12 protein-coding genes are annotated in these 19,369 nt (G+C 37.1%); 1 reads left to right on the forward strand and 11 read right to left on the reverse strand.

Annotated features, from left to right (window positions below; genetic code table 11):
* Positions 1-68: 68 nt before the first annotated feature.
* The 8 genes from QM491_RS07820 to QM491_RS07855 all read right to left on the reverse strand — a co-directional run bounded on the left by QM491_RS07820 (position 69) and on the right by QM491_RS07855 (position 11,027).
* On the reverse strand, positions 69-2,174 hold the full coding sequence (locus QM491_RS07820) for a hypothetical protein (protein ID WP_283326928.1): 2,106 nt from the start codon (positions 2,172-2,174) through the stop codon (positions 69-71).
* 30 nt (positions 2,175-2,204) lie between these two features.
* Complete coding sequence (locus QM491_RS07825; protein WP_283326930.1) at positions 2,205-4,307, reverse strand: hypothetical protein; 2,103 nt, start codon at positions 4,305-4,307, stop codon at positions 2,205-2,207.
* Positions 4,308-4,352: 45 nt separating this feature from the next.
* A complete protein-coding gene (locus tag QM491_RS07830) occupies positions 4,353-6,206 on the reverse strand; it encodes an SEL1-like repeat-containing protein kinase family protein (protein ID WP_283326931.1) in 1,854 nt (617 codons plus the stop codon).
* Between the two features lie 39 nt (positions 6,207-6,245).
* Complete coding sequence (locus tag QM491_RS07835; protein WP_283326933.1) at positions 6,246-7,175, reverse strand: PP2C family protein-serine/threonine phosphatase; 930 nt, start codon at positions 7,173-7,175, stop codon at positions 6,246-6,248.
* Between the two features lie 561 nt (positions 7,176-7,736).
* Positions 7,737-8,606: a DoxX family protein gene (locus tag QM491_RS07840; RefSeq protein ID WP_283326935.1), complete on the reverse strand. Its 870-nt coding sequence runs from the start codon at positions 8,604-8,606 to the stop codon at positions 7,737-7,739.
* Positions 8,607-8,681: 75 nt separating this feature from the next.
* The gene (locus tag QM491_RS07845; RefSeq protein WP_283326937.1) at positions 8,682-9,767 is read right to left on the reverse strand and encodes a helix-turn-helix domain-containing protein; all 1,086 of its coding nucleotides are present in this window, start codon (positions 9,765-9,767) and stop codon (positions 8,682-8,684) included.
* 289 nt (positions 9,768-10,056) lie between these two features.
* Complete coding sequence (locus QM491_RS07850; RefSeq protein ID WP_283326938.1) at positions 10,057-10,527, reverse strand: RES family NAD+ phosphorylase; 471 nt, start codon at positions 10,525-10,527, stop codon at positions 10,057-10,059.
* On the reverse strand, positions 10,527-11,027 hold the full coding sequence (locus QM491_RS07855) for an Xre family toxin-antitoxin system antitoxin (protein ID WP_283326940.1): 501 nt from the start codon (positions 11,025-11,027) through the stop codon (positions 10,527-10,529). Before QM491_RS07855 ends, QM491_RS07850 begins: the two co-directional genes overlap by 1 nt.
* A gap of 319 nt (positions 11,028-11,346) precedes the next feature.
* Here QM491_RS07855 and QM491_RS07860 point away from each other — a divergent pair, with 319 nt between their 5' ends.
* The gene (locus QM491_RS07860; RefSeq protein WP_283326942.1) at positions 11,347-12,243 is read left to right on the forward strand and encodes a M48 family metallopeptidase; all 897 of its coding nucleotides are present in this window, start codon (positions 11,347-11,349) and stop codon (positions 12,241-12,243) included.
* Positions 12,244-12,532: 289 nt separating this feature from the next.
* Here QM491_RS07860 and QM491_RS07865 read toward each other — a convergent pair whose 3' ends face one another.
* From QM491_RS07865 to QM491_RS07875, 3 genes are all read right to left on the reverse strand, one after another.
* On the reverse strand, positions 12,533-14,083 hold the full coding sequence (locus QM491_RS07865) for a glycoside hydrolase family 28 protein (protein WP_283326943.1): 1,551 nt from the start codon (positions 14,081-14,083) through the stop codon (positions 12,533-12,535).
* Positions 14,084-14,259: 176 nt separating this feature from the next.
* Positions 14,260-16,959, reverse strand: coding sequence for a family 78 glycoside hydrolase catalytic domain (locus tag QM491_RS07870; protein WP_283326945.1), 2,700 nt, complete (start codon positions 16,957-16,959; stop codon positions 14,260-14,262).
* Positions 16,960-17,142: 183 nt separating this feature from the next.
* A complete protein-coding gene (locus QM491_RS07875; RefSeq protein WP_283326947.1) occupies positions 17,143-19,329 on the reverse strand; it encodes an alpha-L-rhamnosidase-related protein in 2,187 nt (728 codons plus the stop codon).
* Between the last annotated feature and the right edge of the window lie 40 nt (positions 19,330-19,369).

Consider the following 19,369-nt stretch of genomic DNA (forward strand, 5'->3'; position numbering starts at 1 on the left):
GCTATAGTTATATGTTATTTGATATATGTTAGTAAAATCTCAGATAGACTTAGTCTAATTGGGTTGTCTTAAAAGTTGTCCCATCTTGATGCTTTATAAATTCGGCACTCACGAGCTCTATGTGCATCGTCTTGAGCTTCATTCACGGCTTCTTCGGCTTCATTTAAAAGCTCCTGTGCGCTACTAATGAGAGAATTGGCTTGTTCTACATCGCTAAAAGTGCGTTCACGGGCATCTGAAGAACGTTTATGAAACTGTTCTACCTCATCTCTATAACGTTCGGCATTAAGCATTTGAACAGAAGAGTCGTTGGCAAATCCATTAGCTTCTTCGGCATCTATTAGCGCATTTTGTTTGGCTAACTCAGTTTCTTTTGCCGAATTTTGTGCCTTATTTTTAAAAGCTTCGGTTTCAGTGGCATCGGCTTCGGCATTTTCTTTGGCTCGTTCTGCTTGTGAGCGATCGTCTAATGCAGCAAGTTTTGCGTGTTCTGCCAATGTAGCAGAGGTTTGACTAGCGCTTCTGATTTGACTTGTCTCTCGGGCGTCGCCAATAGTATTTTGTTTGAGATCTTCTGTTTCTTTGGCAAGTGACTGAGCTTTATTTTTATTGTTTTCAACATCTTGTTTATCTGCATTAGCATCGTTTTTCAGTTGTTCTGTTTCTGTAGCAAATGCTTTTGCTTGATTTTTTGCTTGTTCAGCCTCTTTGACATCATTCTGAGCTTCTACTTTTATTTTCTCAGTTTCTTGAGCGATTGCTTTTGTCTTATTTTTTTCTTGCTCAATTTGTCCAATATCACTCAAGCTATCAGTTTTGATTTGCTTTATTTCAGCTGCATCAGCTTTAGCATTATTTTTTATAGTTTCAGTCTCTTGGGCATCATCTTTAGCCTGATTTTTGGCAACATCGGCTTCATTTGCATCATTTTTAGCATCACTTTTTGCTTGTTCAGCTTCTTGCGCATCTACTTTTGCATCATTTTTGGCTTGTTCAGCTTCGTTTGCATCATTTTTAGCCTGATTTTTGGCAATATCAGCTTCATTTGCATCATTTTTTGCATCGTTTTTCGCTTGCTCAGCTTCTTGTGCGTCTACTTTTGCTTGATTTTTAGCCTGCTCAGCCTCTTGTGCATCATTTTTTGTGTCATTTTTCGCCTGTTCAGCTTCATTTGCATCATTTTTTGCATCATTTTTGGCTTGTTCAGCTTCTTGTGAACTTACTTTTGCTTGGGTTTTAAATACTTCTGTCTCAGAAGCACTTTCTTTTGCTTGAACTTTTGCTTGTTCTATTTCAGTAATATCATTTTTTGCATCATTTTTGATTTGTTCAATTTCTTGTGCATCATTAAGCGAATTACTTTTAGCTTTATCGGCTTCTTGCGCATCTGCTTTTGCTGTGTTTTTGGCTAATTCAGCTTCTTGCGCATCTGCTTTTGCTGTATTTTTGGCTAATTCAGCTTCTTGAAAGTCAGCTAGAGCCATATTTTTTGACTCCTCGCTTTCTATTTTACTAGTGTTAGCCTGATTTTTAGCATTTTCAGTTTCTAAAGCGTCATTTTTTGCCAAATTTTTGATTTGCTCTGTTTCTTGTGCATTGGCAAGTATAGTAGCTTTGGTCTGTTCTATTTCTTGGGCGTCAGCTCTAACATCTCCTTTAAGCTGCTGAGCTTCTTGGCTATCAGCTATAATTGCATTTTTTGACTGTTCTGTCTCATGGCTATTTTCGATAGCTATACCTTTAGCTTGTTTTGCCTCTAGTGCATCAGCTATAGCCGAATTTTTTAGTGTATCAGCTTCTAGGGCATCGTTTTGAGTATTACTTTTCTGGGTTTCGGTTTCGATAGAGCTAGATTTTGAGAAATTTTTAAGCTCTTCAGTTTCTATCAAATCCGCTATGGCTTGACTTTTTAGCGTTTCGGCTTCTTGACGAGCGGCAATACTTACTTGCTTGGCTATTTCGATTTGTTGAGCATCTGCCACAGATTCTTGTTTTACCATTTCTGTGTTTTGAGAAAAATCTTTGGCTACTATGCTATATTGTTTAAGTTGTCCCAACAATAAATTGATATCATTAGGCTTAAACGTGGTCATTTGTTTTGATAAAGTATTTTCAATATCAACAAGTTGCTGATATGTCTCTTTGGCTTCAGATAATATGCTAGCTATATCCATTGTGCAATTGTATAGGTAGATGATAAATTATTAGTTACAAGCAATATTGGCACATTGGTGTGCACTATCCCTATATTGAGCAGCCGTGTGAGACATATCTTTAATAGAATCTTCGAGTTGCTTAACTGTATTTAGGTGTTCTTTTACAAAACCTTCGTCTGACTCTATAGTTGTTAATATACTGTATGCACTGTTTTTATGCATCAAAGTAGCGTCTGAATAGCTTAGCGCTTGTTGTGCATAAGACCTTGCTTGTTCTTTTGCTGTTTCGGCCTCTGTGGCATCCTGTTGTGCTTGAACTTTTATATTTTCGGTTTCGGTGGCATCAGCTTCAGCTTGTTTTTTGGCGGTTTCAGCTGCACTTGCATCAGATTGTGCGTCTTGTCTTGCTCTGTCAGCAGTTTTGGCATCATCTTCTGCTGCCTGACGTGCCGAATCGGCTAGATTTGCATCTTCTTTAGCTTGATTTTTAGCTTGTTCCGCTTCTTGTGCATCATTTTTAGCATCATTTTTAGCCTGTTCGGTTTCTTGTGCATCAGCCTTAACTTGATTCTTTATTTGCTCAATTTCGACTGTATCAGCTTTAGCTTCATTTTTAAAGCTTTCAGCTTCTTGTGCATCAGCTTTAGTGTCATTTTTGAACTGTTCTATAACATTTGCATCATTTTTAGCATCATTTTTTGCCTGTTCCGCTTCTTGCGCATCTGCTTTTGCCTCGTTTTTAGCTCGCTCTATTTCGTTAGCATCAGCTTTAGCTTCATTCTTGGCTTGCTCAGTTTCTTGTTCGTCTGCTTTAGCTTGATTTTTAGCTTGCTCAGCTTCCTGTGCGTCAGCTTTAGCTTCATTTTTGGCTTGTTCGGCTTCTTGTGCATCCGCTTTAGCGTCATTTTTAGCTTGTTCAGCCTCATTTGCATCATTTTTTGCGTCATTTTTGGCTTGTTCAGCTTCCTGCGCATCATTTTTTGCATCATTTTTCGCCTGTTCAGCTTCCTGTGCATCATTTTTTGCATCATTTTTAGCCTGTTCAGCTTCCTGCGCATCATTTTTTGCGTCATTTTTGGCTTGTTCAGCTTCTTGCGCATCATTTTTTGCGTCATTCTTAGCTTGTTCAGCTTCTTGCGCATCATTTTTTGCGTCAATTTTGGCTTGTTCGGCTTCCTGCGCATCATTTTTTGCGTCATTTTTGGCTTGTTCAGCTTCCTGCGCATCATTTTTTGCGTCTCCTTTAAATGATTCTATTTCCTGCGCATCATTTTTTGCATCATTTTTTGACTTTTCAGTTTCTTGTGCATCATTTTTTGCATCATTCTTAGCTTTTTCAGTTTCTTGTGCATCATTTTTTGCGTCATTTTTGGCTTGTTCAGCCTCTTGTGCATCAGTTTTAGCCTGATTTTTGGCTTGTTCAGCCTCTTGCGCATCGGCTTTAGCTTGATTTTTAGCCTGTTCGGCCTCTAGTGCGTCATTTTTTGCGTCATTTTTCGCCTGTTCAGCTTCTTGTGCATCAGCTTTTGCGTCATTTTTCGCTTGTTCAGCTTCTTGTGCATCGGCTTTTGCGCCATTTTTTATTTGCTCAGTTTCTTGTGCATCTGCCTTAATCTGATTTTTTAATTGTTCAGCTTCTTGAGCATCGGCTTTAGCTTGATTTTTGGCTTGTTCAGCTTCTTGTGCATCCGTTTTAGCTTGATTTTTAGCCTGTTCAGCTTCTTGCGCATCTGTCTTAGCCTGATTTTTGGCTTGTTCAGCTTCCTGTGCATCAGCTTTTGCGTCATTTTTCGCCTGTTCAGCTTCTTGCGCATCAGTTTTAGCTTGACTTTTGGCTTGTTCTACTTCCATAGCATCCGCCTTTATATCATTCTTTAATTGCTCTACTTGTTGTGAATCAGCAATTGCTTCTTGCTTGATTTGCTCAACAAATTGACCATCATTTTTGGCATCTAGGGCTGCTTGACGAGCAATATCTGAACTGTTTTTTGCTTCAATTAAATAGTTATTTAATGTGTTTTCATGAATAGAAATGTTTTCGAGTGCTTGATTTTGCTGGGTCAATAATGCATTGATTCTATCACGAACACTTATAGATTGAGTAAGAATGAGTTGTAGCTCTTCAAACATCTGATTTTCTGTCATGGTCATAGCTTTTGAATTGGTAAATAGAGAGATCGAAAAGAGATTGAATTATTAATTATCTAAACTTTGTATGGCAGATTTAGCTGCGTTTGAAGCATCGGGGTTATCATTTTTTTGAATCACTTTATAAAACCAATCAAGAGCTTTTTGTTTGTTTTTTTTGATTCCAGCACCATTCAAATAAGCTAAACCAAGAGAATACATAGCTACAGAGTTTCCTTTGTTTGCCGCATCTTGATAATATGATACAGCTTTGGAATAATTTTGAGCTACACCCAAGCCCATAAAATAGAGGTTTCCTAACATGGTCATAGCACGATCGTCTGTCGGAATTTTTTCAAAAATATTTTTGGCTTTTGTAAAATCCTGTTTCACAAATCTCCCTGAGTAATATAGCTGACCTAACAAATAGGCATTTTGATTATTATTATTCTCTAAAGATTGTTGCATATAAGGAAGTGCCTTAGAGGTATCTCTTTTAGAAAGATAGATTTGTTCAAAGAACTGATTGTCTGAAATACTATTTCTCTGTTTTGAAGACTGTGTTGGGTCATTTAATAGTTGTAGTGCTTCATCAAATTGTTTCTGGTTGAGTAAATCCTGAATTTTTTCGTAAAAACCACCAGACATTGTTGTAAAATAAATGATAGCGCCAGTGAGCAATATGCCTAAAACACTAATGGATAGTATATTAATAGATTTTTTAGGTCTTGTTGTAACTAACGAACTTGCTTGGGTTGTATCAGGTATAATTTTATTAGATGGTACATCAGAAGTATCAGAAATCGCTACTTGGGTTTCGTAATTATTTTGCTGAACAGGTCTAGTTACAACATCTTGCTTTGAGGCTTCATTCTTATTTGATTGTGCCTCAAACCTAACATTTTCCTGATTACTTATTACTTGTGTTGTATTTGATGTGCTTGATATTGGGAGTGTTAACGTATTTTGATTGTTGGTATCCTTTAATACCAAGGTTTCATTTTGAGTAGTACTTGAAGCACTATCATTATAATTGATAAATTGTGTTTCAAAAGCATCCACATTAGGGTTACTAACATAAGTTGCGTCAAATAAAGGTATGAGTTCTTCAGCATCTTGCACACGCAATTTGGCGTCTGCTACTAAACACTTCTTTATCACTGATTTGAAAGGCTCCTCTATTGAGTCTATTTTTTGTGGTAATTCGGCCGACAAAATAGAATTCATAATTTGTTCGGCAGTTGTATTACCACTTCGCTGACCAAATGGAGGCTCGGCTGCTAACAATTCGTATAACATAATACCAAAGCTCCAAAGGTCTACATTGGTTGAAATTTTGCCATTGATTCCGTATTTATGAGGGCTAAATTGTTCGGGAGCCATGTATTCGATTGTACCAATAGTCATAGAAGCACTATTGGTATTGGCTTCTATATTTCGGCTAATCCCAAAATCAGATATTTTTGCAATAAATTTATCTGCATCCTTGACCAATAAGATATTTTGTGGCTTAAGGTCGCGGTGAATAATTCCTTTTTTATGGAGAAATCCCAGTCCTTCGAGGACTTGTTTGAATAGATCGATTATTAGAGGTGACTCTGGGTTTTTCTGTACAAAAGTTTTTAGGTCGCCAGCATTAGCTAGCTCCATTATCCCAATTTGTAATTCTTCTCGTTCTCCAAAAGCATTGACGTTTTCGAGCAATGCAACATCATAATATCTTATTAAATTGGGGTGTTCGTATTTAATTACTTTTTTGATTTCTTCTAGTACAGTATAATATCCATTTTCTGATTTATTGAATACTTTTATGGCCACAGTTCGGTCTAAGAGGGTGTCTTTTGCCACATATACTCTGGCAAATCCGCCTCTTCCAATTAAATCTTCTTTCAGATTATAGATATATCTACTCTTAAAATCCATATTATAAGTTGTTGTATTTTAGCTATTAGTGGTTTATTCTTATTTTTTACTTGAATCAGCATTCTTGCTATTTATAATTGGCAACTGTGCTGGAGTCTTATATTTTTGTGTTGTATCCGAAAGCCAAATCTTTCTAGAAGAATCTTTATGGTGTTGCCAAAATATACTAATGCCACAAAATAGACTGAATCCAAGCACAAGCAGTAATTTTAGAGATTTCGATTTACTATTATTATCAAATGCCAGCAAGTACATAGAATAATTATCTCGAGTTTTGTTGGCACAATGCTGTTCTATCAAATCTGATTTGTCGGTGTGCGTATCTGAAGCTATGTTAGGTAAGAAATCAATACTTAGTTGTTCAAATATGCCATCTGTTGCTAACATAAGATAGTCCCCAGGAGCTATATCTTTGATTACATGAAAGTCTATATCTTTCTGATTTGTATTTTTATTAATACACCGTGTTATTAAATTACGCTGTGGATGATTTAGGGCCTCTTCAGGCGAAATTTCATTGATATTAATCAGATGTTGTATAAAGCTATGGTCAAGGCTTTTCCACTTAATATGCTTTTTATTAAAGTGTATTATTTTACTATCACCACACCATGCCAATAGTATTCCATCGTTGTTGATGCTAGCTAGAGTGAGGGTCGTACTCATATTGCTAGCTTCAGGATTAGTGGTTATGTAATCTTGTATTTTTACAACTGCAACCTCCAAAATTGCCAATATATCTTCTTGAGATACTTGATTCATCGACGAGAGCATCTCACCAAAAGTTTCGGCTACAAGCTTACTGGCTTCTTCTCCTTTTGCTTCACCTCCTACTCCATCACATACAATAAATATTCGATTCGAAGTTTTATGAGTTACATCAGAAGGAAATATATAATCTTCTATTTTATTTCGTTTTCCCTGTTTAAGGAGGCTATAAATTCTTGATATCTTAATTATATCAGTCATAAATTATATTTCTTCATTTTTAGTGATTTATTTTGATACTATAATCTATTGATTTTACTACCTCAAGGTTGTGTCGAAACTGAAATTTAGCTTTAAAGACAGGTAGTAAAAGTATCAGGGATACGCCAGAAAAGCACTTTTTTTTATTATACGGTAAATAAAAAAAAGTGCTTTTTTAGTAATTTATATCTTGATAATCAGGTATTTATATAGTATATTAACCTAAAAAATATTTATTTTTCGGTAATTTAGAGAAAGACTTCTTTTTTGATTGTTTAGCAGAGATTTGAGGATGAAAATTATAGGGAATAGCTTGTAAAAATATTTACTTACGTGTGGCTTGCAACCTGTTTGCTGGAGATATCTTTGATAAACATGAGTCGTCCTGAATTTTGGTATATTTTAAAAAAAGGCGTTCGAAAAACTAATTTCGAACGCCTTATGATATTAATATGCTAAATACGTCTCTTTATACGAAAAGTATTGCATCTCTATGAGTGAGATTCATCTTAAAAATAATCACTCTATTCACTCAATCCCTAAATTCGGGATGACTCATGTTTAGTTTGTATCGTTTTTATTTTCCTGTGTCAAATTGTACACTGCTTTGTACGAAGTATTGGTAGTTTTTTCATCAAACAAGATATATCGTTTGTCTTGGTCTTTTAGTTCGATGTCTCCATTGAGGGCAAATTTGATTCTAGTAAACTTAAATCCCGTATTTATTTTGAATTGTGCTGTATAAATGGAGTCCTTAATCACCTCTTTCATGGCAAAATCACTATCCCAATTCAGTGGAGAATCATTACCTCGAACTCCTATTGTACTCACAGGTGTTTTGTGTGGCAAAGTCACTTGTACGGTTACCGTTTGGATTTTTGTTGATTGAACTCCAGACATCAACAAAACCAATACGATTGGTAGAAAACTAAGTATTCCGATTCGAAAGTTTTGTTTTTGAAAAATTAAATAATCTACACTGAACCGTCCGCTTCCTATTATGAGATGGAACATACTCACCCATAAAATTCCCAGTGCAGGCATCATCGACCAAAGGCCATTGTCCCATTGTTGACATAGAGCAGCTACTAGCATTGTGCATGCCATCAAAAATGAAAATAGCCTAGTCTGAAAACCAAGTATAAAGGCTATTCCGCCGATACCCTCACTAAATGCTCCCATGTAGGCAAGAAAAACAGAGAATGTTTTGAAGATGCCTCCATACGCAGATACATCGCTCGGAAACCAAAATACTACTTCGAATAAGCCAAGATTAATCTCGGAAGGGCTCCAAGGTAGTCCAAATTTGGAGGCACCAAAGTCGGAGCTGAGCCAATAACCGCAGATGATTCTTGGAATACTAATAAATACATCTTGCCACCAGCGAGGCATTAGAATTGGGCGAAAAAGGAGGTCGAATAACTTTTGCATAAAATGTTTTTTAGTCAAAAGTAGACCCTGTATGAGGCTATAATCGCTTCAAATTATGATTTGAAACCTATTTTATTAGGATAAATGGTGTTGAATATACTCGATAGGGGTGTAATTGGTAACTTTTTTGAAAGCACGATTAAACGTCGCCTTGCTATTAAAGCCACTATCAAATGCGATACTCAATAATGTTTGTTTTTTATGAAGCCCCATCTCTATTGCGCTTATGACAATATTGATACGATACTGATTAATTAAATCATTGAAGTTTTGACCAAAGCCCTTATTAATTACCTTACTCAAAACTGAAGCATTAGTATTAAGTTGTTTGGAAAGCTCAACTAAGGTTAGTTCAGGATTAAGAAAAACCTTTTGATGTTCTAAAGCTTGAAGTAGAGATTGTTTGATAACAAGAAGTTCATCACTTAATTCTTGTGTTGTGGTATTTTCCGTAATTGGGATGGAGATATATTCTGTTTCGATGGTATCTGGCAAGGCCCAATAGGTTTCTTTTGTCGACAAAAGATTGGTACGAAACAATAACTTACTTTCAACAGCATTGCTATAGCTCAATATAGCAATATAATAACAGCAAATAGCATAACATAAAAAGTACCACCAGGTGTTGACATAGTTCATATCCCAAATGAGTCCTACTACAGCTAAGATTCCTCTAGTCAATAATAACATAATGCAAGCAAAAAAGAATCTTGGTAACCAAGGATACAAATAAGCTGTGGTATTACTCAAAACTTCATTGATGCTTTTAAGATACAATTGGTGGTATCTGAATCCGATTAGTAAATAAATAGACATGCTCACAAATCCTAAAAGCTGGTACCAAGTATCAAAATCTGGATCTTGTCCATTGGCAAGAAAACCATAGTCATGAAGAATCATTTTATCATAAATAAACACAGCTAAACAGTAAAATAAATATAAAATAGCTGGAATACCATGAAGCAACATTTTGATATTTAGCTTCATAGCTGGATTTAATAGGCTCTGAGTATAGAAAAACAAAACTGGACCTAGCAGAAATAAATGTTGGAAAGGAACATAAAAAAGAAAATCTCTATAGGGTTGAGTATCGTACCATCCTGCAAACCCCACCATCCAAGGTGTAATATATAATGTGCTTAATAACAAAAAAAGACCCATCCAAAAACTGGACAGTTGTTGATTTTTAATAAATTTTATTAAAAACAAAAAACTATAAACCAACAAATGGATAAAAAAAACGAGTAACAGCGAGCTATAAAAGCTAAATGAAAATAACATTGTTCAGTTATTGTTGAGATAGAACCTGCCTATACTTTTAAAGAATCTCATTTGTGACAAGTACTCATTTACTAAAGATGGGTTACAAAATTTGATTTAAGTTTTGTTTCTACTGATAGAAATCTTGAAATATCATTGAGTATGACTTCTATGCAGTAGAAACAACATTTTACTTTCCTCTCAGCCTGTTATCAAAAGCGAGCTTTTGGGTTGATACAACTCTAATTTTGGAAGCCTCTGGATGATTAGGATTAATCAAGTAATTGTATTCGGGAGGTACAATACTACTTGGTACTTTGAGAACGGCTGCACTATTACTTCTGACAAAATCGTCGCCTATGTACTGGGTTTCTAACAATGGAGGTTTTGCGTCCCATTGTTCAGGCAAATCTTCATTGGCTAATTCTAAAATGGTTATGTCGTCAGGAATTTCTATTTCTACATAATACCGATCATTGGGTAAATCTTCACTCAAATCGAGGTGAACGGCTACTTCGAGCATTGCCAATGCACGAGTGGCAGCGGTATAAACCAAATAGGTATTTTGACTATTCCAACGAAAACCTTTACTAAGCGCTGCTCCAATCCCCTGTAGCGTGGTGGACAGATACTTTTCTCGTTCGATTCTATAAACTTTCATTAAGCTAAATTTCCGTATTCAAGTCGGTTGAGGCAATTCATCACTTCTTGAATACCTGTGGTAGAGTCTAGTAAACTTTCGGGGGTAACACCACCAAGCGCAATATTATTCTTTTTGAGCCAACGTTGAAATTTGTCTTCTTCCTGATTAAATACATCAATACCATAATCAAGCAGTTCGATAGATAGCAAGACAATTTCACTATCACGACCCGTCAAAAGCGCTTGTTCTCTTTTTTTCTTATTATAGGTGGTTTGAGGCATATCAATCAACTGCAAAATATCTTTGACAGAGGTATTGATGCGCTGACTCAATACTTCGATTGACTCATAAGGAATTCCTTCACGGAGAATGTTTAAGCGTTCCATGCTTGAACTCCATGTGTAGGTATGCGTGGGGGTTACCAATGTTGACCCAAGGGTGACTTTCTTCTGTTCACGAGCACGTTTGATGCTGAGTTTTGGGTCAAAACGTCCTGTTTTTATGCTTGACTTTTCCATATCTATAACATATTTGTTACTAATATACAACAATTATGCTATAATAAAAAGTTTCTTTATGCCTAAAAATAAGAGAATTATCTTTATTCCGTAGAGACGTAGCAGTGCTACGTCTAGCAATTAGGTTTATACCTTGACAATCATTTGTAGACGTGACATGTTACGTTTCTACGAGAAGGATTGGAATCCTTGGAAAAAATAGGTGCTGGATAGGAATCCAGCACCAGCGAGAAATAAAATTTATTGGAGATTAAATAGAAGGGTTTTCAGAAATAATTTATACATTTCTTCACAAAATGATTTTTAACACTTATTTAAAATGAAAACACTACTATCTGCCCTAGAGCTCACACTTGGTTTGTCCCTCATTCAGTTGTTTGTCACCCTGTTTCCCTATCTTTTCCTGCGCAAGAAGCAATTAAACATTATTCGTAAGTTGCTATTTTTTACTTTTCGAGATTATTTATTTGCAACAATTTATCTATTTGTATTCACCTATTTTGCAAAACTATTTGAATGGTTTGAGGGAGATTGGACTATTCAAAATGCACCTCTATTTTTCATTGGCTTACTTATTATTAATGGGTACTTTTTTATAGTTCATCCATTTGTTCTTAAATACGATAAGCGTAGGCTAACATTTAGTCCCGAATATTCAGCAACGTTATCTGAGAATCTCCAGAAAAAAGTCTCGGTATATATCACCAATAATGATACTATCAATGCTTTTGCTACAGGCTTTTTGCCACAAAATAGAGTGATAGTCATAGGACGAGGTTTGATGGAAAAGCTAACACAAGAAGAACGAGAAGCAATCTTGTATCATGAGGTGGGGCATCATAAACACTACGATTTGATAAAGTTTTATTTTGTGGTGGTTTTACAATGTATTCTTTTGGGATGTTTCAGACAACCTTTCTTCGATTTGGTGCATCAATTTTACCCTTCATTCAATGATGGCAATCTGATCTTTTGGTACGGATGTTTGATAGGTTTGTTTTATATAATTATATTCTCCAAAATAAGTCATTATGCAGAATATCAGGCTGATCAATATGGAGCACAGCATACTTCAAATCAGGCGATGGGAAATGCTCTTTTAAAACTCTCTGAACTCACAGAACATATTGTAGACCAAGGGAGTATGACGCATCCCAGTATCGAAAAGCGATTGGCTAATATTCAGTTTCAAGTCCTGCCAGCACCAGCGTCGTAGAGACGTAGCAGTGCTACGTCTAGCAATTAGGTTTTTATTTTGATAATCAATGGGAGACGTAAGATGTTACGTCTCTACAGCAAGGATTGGAATCCTTGGAAAAAATAGGTGCTGGATAGGAATCTAGCACCAGTCAACATCGTAGAGACGTAGCACTGCTACGTCTACCTATCAGGGTTCTATTTTGATAATCATTTGAAGACGTAAGATGTTACGTCTCTACGGCAAGGATTGGAATCCTTGGAAAAAATAGGTGCTGGATAGGAATCCAGCACCAGCTAGCGAATTTTTACTGATTAAATCCTACAGGAACTTCTGGGCTTGTTTGGATGGGCGTTTTAACGTTTTTGAAATTGTTATCTCCCATCAAATAATTAGCTGACTTTTCTCCTGAAACTTTTAAATACATATCATACGGCACTAAAGGTATATTTCCTTGGATAGAAACTTGTTGTAAGTTGCTGAAATCCAAGATAGGAACTCCTGTATGAGGCGTATTCGTCAAAACCTGTTTGATGCTGATTTGCTGACTATTTTCGGCTTTAATGACCGCTCCTCTTTCGGTATTGACACGCACATTGTCAAACTGGATATTTTTGGAGTTTTTAATGACAAAACCTAATTGAGTATCAAAATTTAGGTCTTGAAAACTGATGTATTCTATAGGTAGTTCTTCAAGTCCATTTAGATAACCAGCTTGATTTCCTTGGGCGGTAATATTGCTAAAATGAATATTGCGGAAAATAGGTGTGCGTTCAGAAATGGGCTCAATCGTCGTTTTAGCGTATTGCATATCTAGTACAATAGCCTGTTCCTTAATATTTTTCATCACGATATTGTCCACACGAATATCCTCGACCACGCCCCCACGACCGCGTGCTGTTTTGATACGAATACCTCTGTCGGTACCATCAAAAATACAGTTAGAAATCACAATTTTTTTCACACCACCAGACATTTCACTGCCAATTACAACACCTCCATGTCCCGACAGCATCGTGCAGTTAGTAATGGTATAATTTTCGGCAGGGATATTTCTTTTTCGTCCCGAACGGTCTTTTCCAGATTTGATGGTAATGCAGTCATCTCCAACGCTAATATGACAATTGGAAATATGTACATTGCTACAAGATTCGGGGTTGATTCCGTCTGTATTGGGAGAATGCGGGTTTTCGACGGTAACACCATGAATGGTTACATTGTCACAAAACTCAGGGTTGACTGTCCAGAAAGGAGAATTTCGTATCGTGATACCTTCAATTTGGACATTTTTGCAAAACATGGGTTGTATAAAAGGAGGACGCAAAAAACCTTTTTCTATCCAACCTGGAAGGTCTGGCGCCAATACATCTTTATTGAGTCGTTTGAACTCTTCTTGCCATTTAGAAGTGGGGATATTTTTGACATGCACTTCTGAGTAAGCCCACCATTTTTTGCCATGACCATCTATCAATCCTCTACCCTTGATGGCAATGTTCTCAGCTTTGTAAGCGTAAAAGAGTGGTGAAAAATTAACGACATCTGTCCCTTCCCATCGAGAAGGAACCATTGGGAGATAGGCGTCAAAATCATCGGTAAAATGCAATTCAGCACCAGCATCAATGAAGATGGTAATATTACTTTTGAGTTCGATAGGACCAGTTTTATATTTTCCTGCAGGAAAATAGATGGTTCCTCCCCCTTGCTTGACCGCAGTGGCAATCGCTTTTTTGATGCCTTCTGTAGCAAGTTTAGAACTATCATTTTTGACCCCAAATTTCAATACATTCAAATATACCTGCGCTTGTGCGCTGATACCTAGCGCCAATACGAGAAGGGTAAGACCGATATTTTTTCTCATGTTTTTCAAAAATAAGTTATTTGTTAATAGTATATCCGTTATAAGATTGCACTCATAATCAGATGGATACTATCAAAAAAAACTACAGAAATATTGTTAATAGAACCTTTTCTATTATTCGTAGATATAATATTTGCTAAAACTCCAATGCCTTGCATTTCTACGGATAAAAAGGACTAATACAATTCGAAAAGGTAATTTCCTGAGCCTACTGAAATCAGATATTTATTGCCCTGCTTTTCGGCGGGAATGATTTTACCATTTTGTTTAATGGTTTTTCCTAAATGTTGATCTATTAAAATCTTGGCATTTGTATTGACAGGAACGCTTACGTTTAGGGTAAAGCGTTTGCTTGTTTTTTTCCAAAGGGTACTTATTTTTCCGTAAGGAGATTCATAACTTCCCTCAGCTTGTGTAAGGTTTCCTACCACTTCTGGTGCGATGATGATTTCCTTAAAAGCTACATTTCTTTCACTTTGACGGATTCCTGCTAAACTGCTATACAACCACTCCATTAAATGCCCAAGCATAAAATGGTTGTGAGAATTACCCTCTGCTTGCCATGATTCGGTAAGGGCGGTAGCGCCTTTTTTGAGCTGATAGCCATAACCCGGCACATCTGAGCGGTTGTTCATCGCAAAAATGATGTCAGAGCATCCTTCTGATTCTAATACTCTTAGAACATATCGATAGCCAATATCCCCTGCTGTTAGGGCATAGTTACGTGTTTGAATATCATCAATCAAATGTTGTAAAACAGCTTTACGATTTTCTGGCTCAACCAAATTCATGAACAGTGCCATGGCATTTGCGGTTTGACTACCCGAAGCATACTGTTTGGTTTCAGGATTAAAGAAAGCCTGATTAAAAGCTTTTTTGACTTCTTCTGCTATATCAGCATATTCCTGTGCGTCGTCGCCATGCCCTAAAATTTTGGCAATTTTCTCAGCGATTTGCAAATCATAATAGTAAATCGCTGTACCTGTTACACCCATAGGAGTCAGTTGTGATACGCCAGGAGGTTTTGGCCCTAAATCATACCAATCGCCCAAACCTTGCGAAAGAATATGGTTTTGAGCTTTGCTGGCGAGGTATTTCAAATAGCGCTGCATCATGGGATAGGCTTCGTCCAGTACGCGGGTGTCGCCATACCAGAGATACATATAGTAAGGAACAATAATGCTGCTACTGCCCCATTCTGGCGAGTCGCGGAACATGTCGCCCCCCCATTCAAATTTGACATATTCAGGAGCAATCTCGGGAATCAAACCGTTAGGAAGTTGCGAGAGCTGCATATCTTTAACCGCCTTTTTGAACATTGGAGCCACATCGTAACGATAGCGAACCGAAGATCCCATCAAGTGTACTTGTTCTAGCCAACCTAATTTTTCACGGTGTGGACAATCGGTGAACACCGAAGTCATATTGCTTTTAATAGCCCAATCTATAAGTTGATGTGTCTGGTTAAAAAGTGTATCCGAGCTGGCAAACTGCCCAATCGTTGAGGCAGAATTACGAATATGCAATCCTTTTATACTGATTAACTGTGTTTTAGTATTAGCCTCGGGCTTGGCTCCTTTTACTTGTAAATATCGAAAACCATAATAGCTAAAGCGTGGTTGCCATGTTTCTATGCCTTCTCCTTTGAGTACATAACTAAAAATATAGGGATTTCCAGAAGCCTTTTGGTTGACAGTACCATCGGTATTGAGTAACTCTGAAGGTCGAACCCATACCGTATCGCCTTTATTACCTTTTACTTTTAATTCGATAATACCAGAAGCATTTTGTCCCAAATCAAATACCCAATCGCCTGAGGCAACTTGCTTCTGTTGAATAGGCTGAAAAGACTCCATGATTTTAACAGGTTCTATCAGCTGAGGACTCAAACGAGTATGACCTTCCACCACGATGGCATTTCGCCATAAACTCTCATCGAAGGTGGGCATATCCCAGCCTTTTTGTTCCAGATTAGCATTGTAGTCTTCACCTCCATAAATACTTGAAAAAGTTATAGGGCTTGGGGCAGTTTTCCACGAATTATCACTGTAAAGGTTTTGCTCAGAACCATCTTGGAATTCCACTTTTAGTCGACAAATCATTTTGGGTAAACCAAACATACCTTTGAGTTTGCGATAGCGTCCTTTTACAGGAGGTATATAGTAAAAGCCGTTTCCAAGCATAACCCCAAAGGTATTTTTACCTTCTTCCAAGGATTTTGTTATGTCAAAACCTACATAAAGTGCTTGTTTATCGTATTTTGTCCATCCTGCATCCAGAAAATTATCGCCGACTTTTTTACCATTTAAGCTCAACTCAAAATGTCCTAAGCCTGAGATAAAGACAGTAGCACGTTTCACTTTTTTCTTTACCGAAAAATCTTTACGAAACATCGGTAAAATATTGTTCTTGAAAACCTTATCTTTTTGTCCATCGGTTGGTAAAATATTCACCAAACTATCAGCCAAGCGTTCGTAAGCAATCCATTGGGCATTGCGCCAATCCCCAGCAGAGAAAAGCCCCATTTGCCAAGTAGCCACTTCACTCCAAGCCGACGAGCGCCCCTGATTATCCCAGATTTTAACTTTCCAGTAATAAACTTGAGTGGCTTCCAGCGTTTTACCATCAAATTCTACTTGGATAGACTGGTCAGAGGTAATTTTGCCAGAATCCCAAATATTGGCTTTGTTAGGTTGTAGCAACTCGGGTGAATCTGCTACTAAAATTTGATAGGAAGTTTGCTTAACATTATATCCCCCCGACTGAATTTTCCAACTCAATCGTGGTTTGCGAATATCTATACCAATAGGGTTTTTTAGATATTCACAACGCAAGTCATAAAGCGACAAATTTTGTGCATTACCAAGAAAGCTCATACACAGAATTTGCAGAAAACATAAAATAACGTGAGTTAATGGAGGAAAGTTTCGTAAATGGAATTTCATTGTTTGACATGTTTAGGGTTCAGGCAAAAAGGCACTAGGCACCAGTGTTGATAATCATGTTATTTTCGTTAAAAACTGATGCCTGTTGCCTTTTTGCCTAATCCCTCTATAAACTTACTGCTGATACTTCACCTCGATGGTTTGTCCTTTTGGAATACTTAGCTCATACCATTGATTGCCAATAGATTGAATCGTTCCTTGTATACAAGTTGGAGTGGTTTGACTTTTAAACTTAAGTTTTCCAACACCATCATTGGTACCAGTTATTTTGATAGATTCTTTGCTACAATACAATTTGACATCACCTTTTGGGGTTGGGACGCTTCCTTCCATCCAAGCCAAACCACCAAGCTCAGGAGTAATCTCATATTGCTCATAAGCTGGACTTGTTGGTTTTACCCCTAAATAGTATTTTCCTAATAAATAAATAGGACTTGCTCCCCAAGCATGACAAAGACTTTTCCCGAACGGACGACCGTACATGGCATAATGTTCAGCTCCTGATTTTGTTGGATTATATTCTTCCCAGAAAGAGGTCGCTCCAAGTTTGAGCATACCGCCCCAATAGGATTTCATTTCGTCTAAAACGAATTTTTGTTCACCTAAAGCACACAACGCTTCCAATTCATAAAAACGCATATATGGCGTAGTGATTTTTTGAATTTTATCATTTAACAAAACATGATTTTTGATTCCTTGTTTTTTGGCATCATCCAAATAATTGAAGAAAATCGCAAACATATTGCTGTATCTGGTTACGTTATCGGTCTGTTTTCCATCTACTTGACTATGTACAAAAGCATGCTTGCTGTCATTCCAATAAGTTGAGAAAAATTTAGATTTCAATTCTTCTCCAATTTGCTTGTATCGAGTAGCCCCTTTGGTATCATTGGCGATATTAGCACATAAGGTCATAGTTTCGAGACTACGAGTAAGCAATAGTTGTTCAAAGCTTACAGCTCCTTTTTTACTCAAACCTTCTGCCCAGTCGATAAATACCCAGTCACCCGAAAGCCCTTCCATCATACCATCTTTGTTGCGACGACTCAAGCAATACTCCATGAGCGTTTGCATACGAGGATAAAATTGTTGGATAAAAGTCTTATCTCCCGTATATAAATAATAATCGTAAATTCCTAAAAACCAATAGAATGTATAATCCATAATGGTATTGATATGACTAGTTACAGGATCTTTGCCACGCAAAGCCAAGAGCGTGCGAGTAACAGCAGGCGAATCAAAGAAGGAATAGTAGTTCATCAAATAACTTTGGTAGGCATCGCCCGACCAAATCCAACGGTCACGTTTGATACCATCTATGAAAAACTCGCGGGTATTGAGCTGAAATGTGTATTTTGCCACATCATAGATCTGATTGATTTGCTCGTCTGAACAACGGAAATTACCGCGCTCTTTCTCAGGCATATACTCATATAACATAGATACCTCTTTGAAGGATACAGCAGGAGATTTTTTGATAAAAATATATCGAAAAGCCTTGGTCAATTCCATTGTCGAATCTTTGGCAATCGACTGATTGATGGTGAGTTGATCAAGTGTTTCGCAGTGTTCGGTATCCATGGCTTCTTCTTTTGATTCACCATAAAAAATCTCAACTTTTCCTTTCCCTTTCAACCCTTTGAGTTGAACAAAACCAAATGTTTCTTTTCCAAAATCTATCATTGTACCCTCTTTTAGTGTTTCCACTTTTACAGGTTTTTGTACTTTGGTTGCCAAGCTAAATTTGGAAGGTGCTTGTGCTGGCGTATTAAAATTCCAAGAACCAGCATTGAGCCATGTTGTACCCGATTGGTCAGAAGCTTTTCCTGTTTCGTCAATCCACTCTTTATCTTCAAAAGTCACCAACCAAGAGCTGTCAGAAACGACATTTTTTCCTTGGATGAAAATAGCAGGAACACGGTCTTGGCAAAATACCTTCAGACTTAACTTATGTTTTCCTGCGGGCATCGTAATTTTTTTTGGATAACCAGTAATGGCTTTTCCATCAATCTTAACATTGTATTGTCCTTCTACAAAAATCGAGACTTCTTCTGGGGCATTGAGCGTGAATGATTTATGAAAATCAATCAAGTTATAATGACTGTCCAATTTCCAGAAGGGGGGTAAAAATACGTCACGTTCGGTACGGCGATTTTGCATTTTGTTACCCAGCCAAATTTCGAAATCTCCTGGATACCAAATCCAAGTAGCTTGTTGCGCAAGACTTAGCCCTGCACTAAACAACCAAAGTCCCAAAATGAGCTGGGACTGTAAAAGGCTTTTGTAGAAAAAACGTTTCATGTATGTATTGAGGTTTGGGGCGAAAATTCTCGCTTTTGAA

This window comes from Flectobacillus longus, from assembly GCF_030056705.1.
Taxonomy (GTDB): Bacteria; Bacteroidota; Bacteroidia; order Cytophagales; family Spirosomataceae; genus Flectobacillus; species Flectobacillus longus.

What these genes read in the sequence shown, in the direction of transcription:
- QM491_RS07820 (WP_283326928.1), bottom strand. Translation starts at nt 2,174, where the DNA reads ATGGATATAGCTAGCATATTATCTGAAGCCAAAGAGACATATCAGCAA.
- QM491_RS07835 (WP_283326933.1), bottom strand. Translation starts at nt 7,175, where the DNA reads ATGACTGATATAATTAAGATATCAAGAATTTATAGCCTCCTTAAACAG.
- QM491_RS07825 (WP_283326930.1), bottom strand. Translation starts at nt 4,307, where the DNA reads ATGACCATGACAGAAAATCAGATGTTTGAAGAGCTACAACTCATTCTT.
- QM491_RS07860 (WP_283326942.1), top strand. Translation starts at nt 11,347, where the DNA reads ATGAAAACACTACTATCTGCCCTAGAGCTCACACTTGGTTTGTCCCTC.
- QM491_RS07850 (WP_283326938.1), bottom strand. Translation starts at nt 10,527, where the DNA reads ATGAAAGTTTATAGAATCGAACGAGAAAAGTATCTGTCCACCACGCTA.
- QM491_RS07830 (WP_283326931.1), bottom strand. Translation starts at nt 6,206, where the DNA reads ATGGATTTTAAGAGTAGATATATCTATAATCTGAAAGAAGATTTAATT.
- QM491_RS07875 (WP_283326947.1), bottom strand. Translation starts at nt 19,329, where the DNA reads ATGAAACGTTTTTTCTACAAAAGCCTTTTACAGTCCCAGCTCATTTTG.
- QM491_RS07845 (WP_283326937.1), bottom strand. Translation starts at nt 9,767, where the DNA reads ATGGGTCTTTTTTTGTTATTAAGCACATTATATATTACACCTTGGATG.
- QM491_RS07855 (WP_283326940.1), bottom strand. Translation starts at nt 11,027, where the DNA reads ATGGAAAAGTCAAGCATAAAAACAGGACGTTTTGACCCAAAACTCAGC.
- QM491_RS07865 (WP_283326943.1), bottom strand. Translation starts at nt 14,083, where the DNA reads ATGAGAAAAAATATCGGTCTTACCCTTCTCGTATTGGCGCTAGGTATC.
- QM491_RS07840 (WP_283326935.1), bottom strand. Translation starts at nt 8,606, where the DNA reads ATGCAAAAGTTATTCGACCTCCTTTTTCGCCCAATTCTAATGCCTCGC.
- QM491_RS07870 (WP_283326945.1), bottom strand. Translation starts at nt 16,959, where the DNA reads ATGAGCTTTCTTGGTAATGCACAAAATTTGTCGCTTTATGACTTGCGT.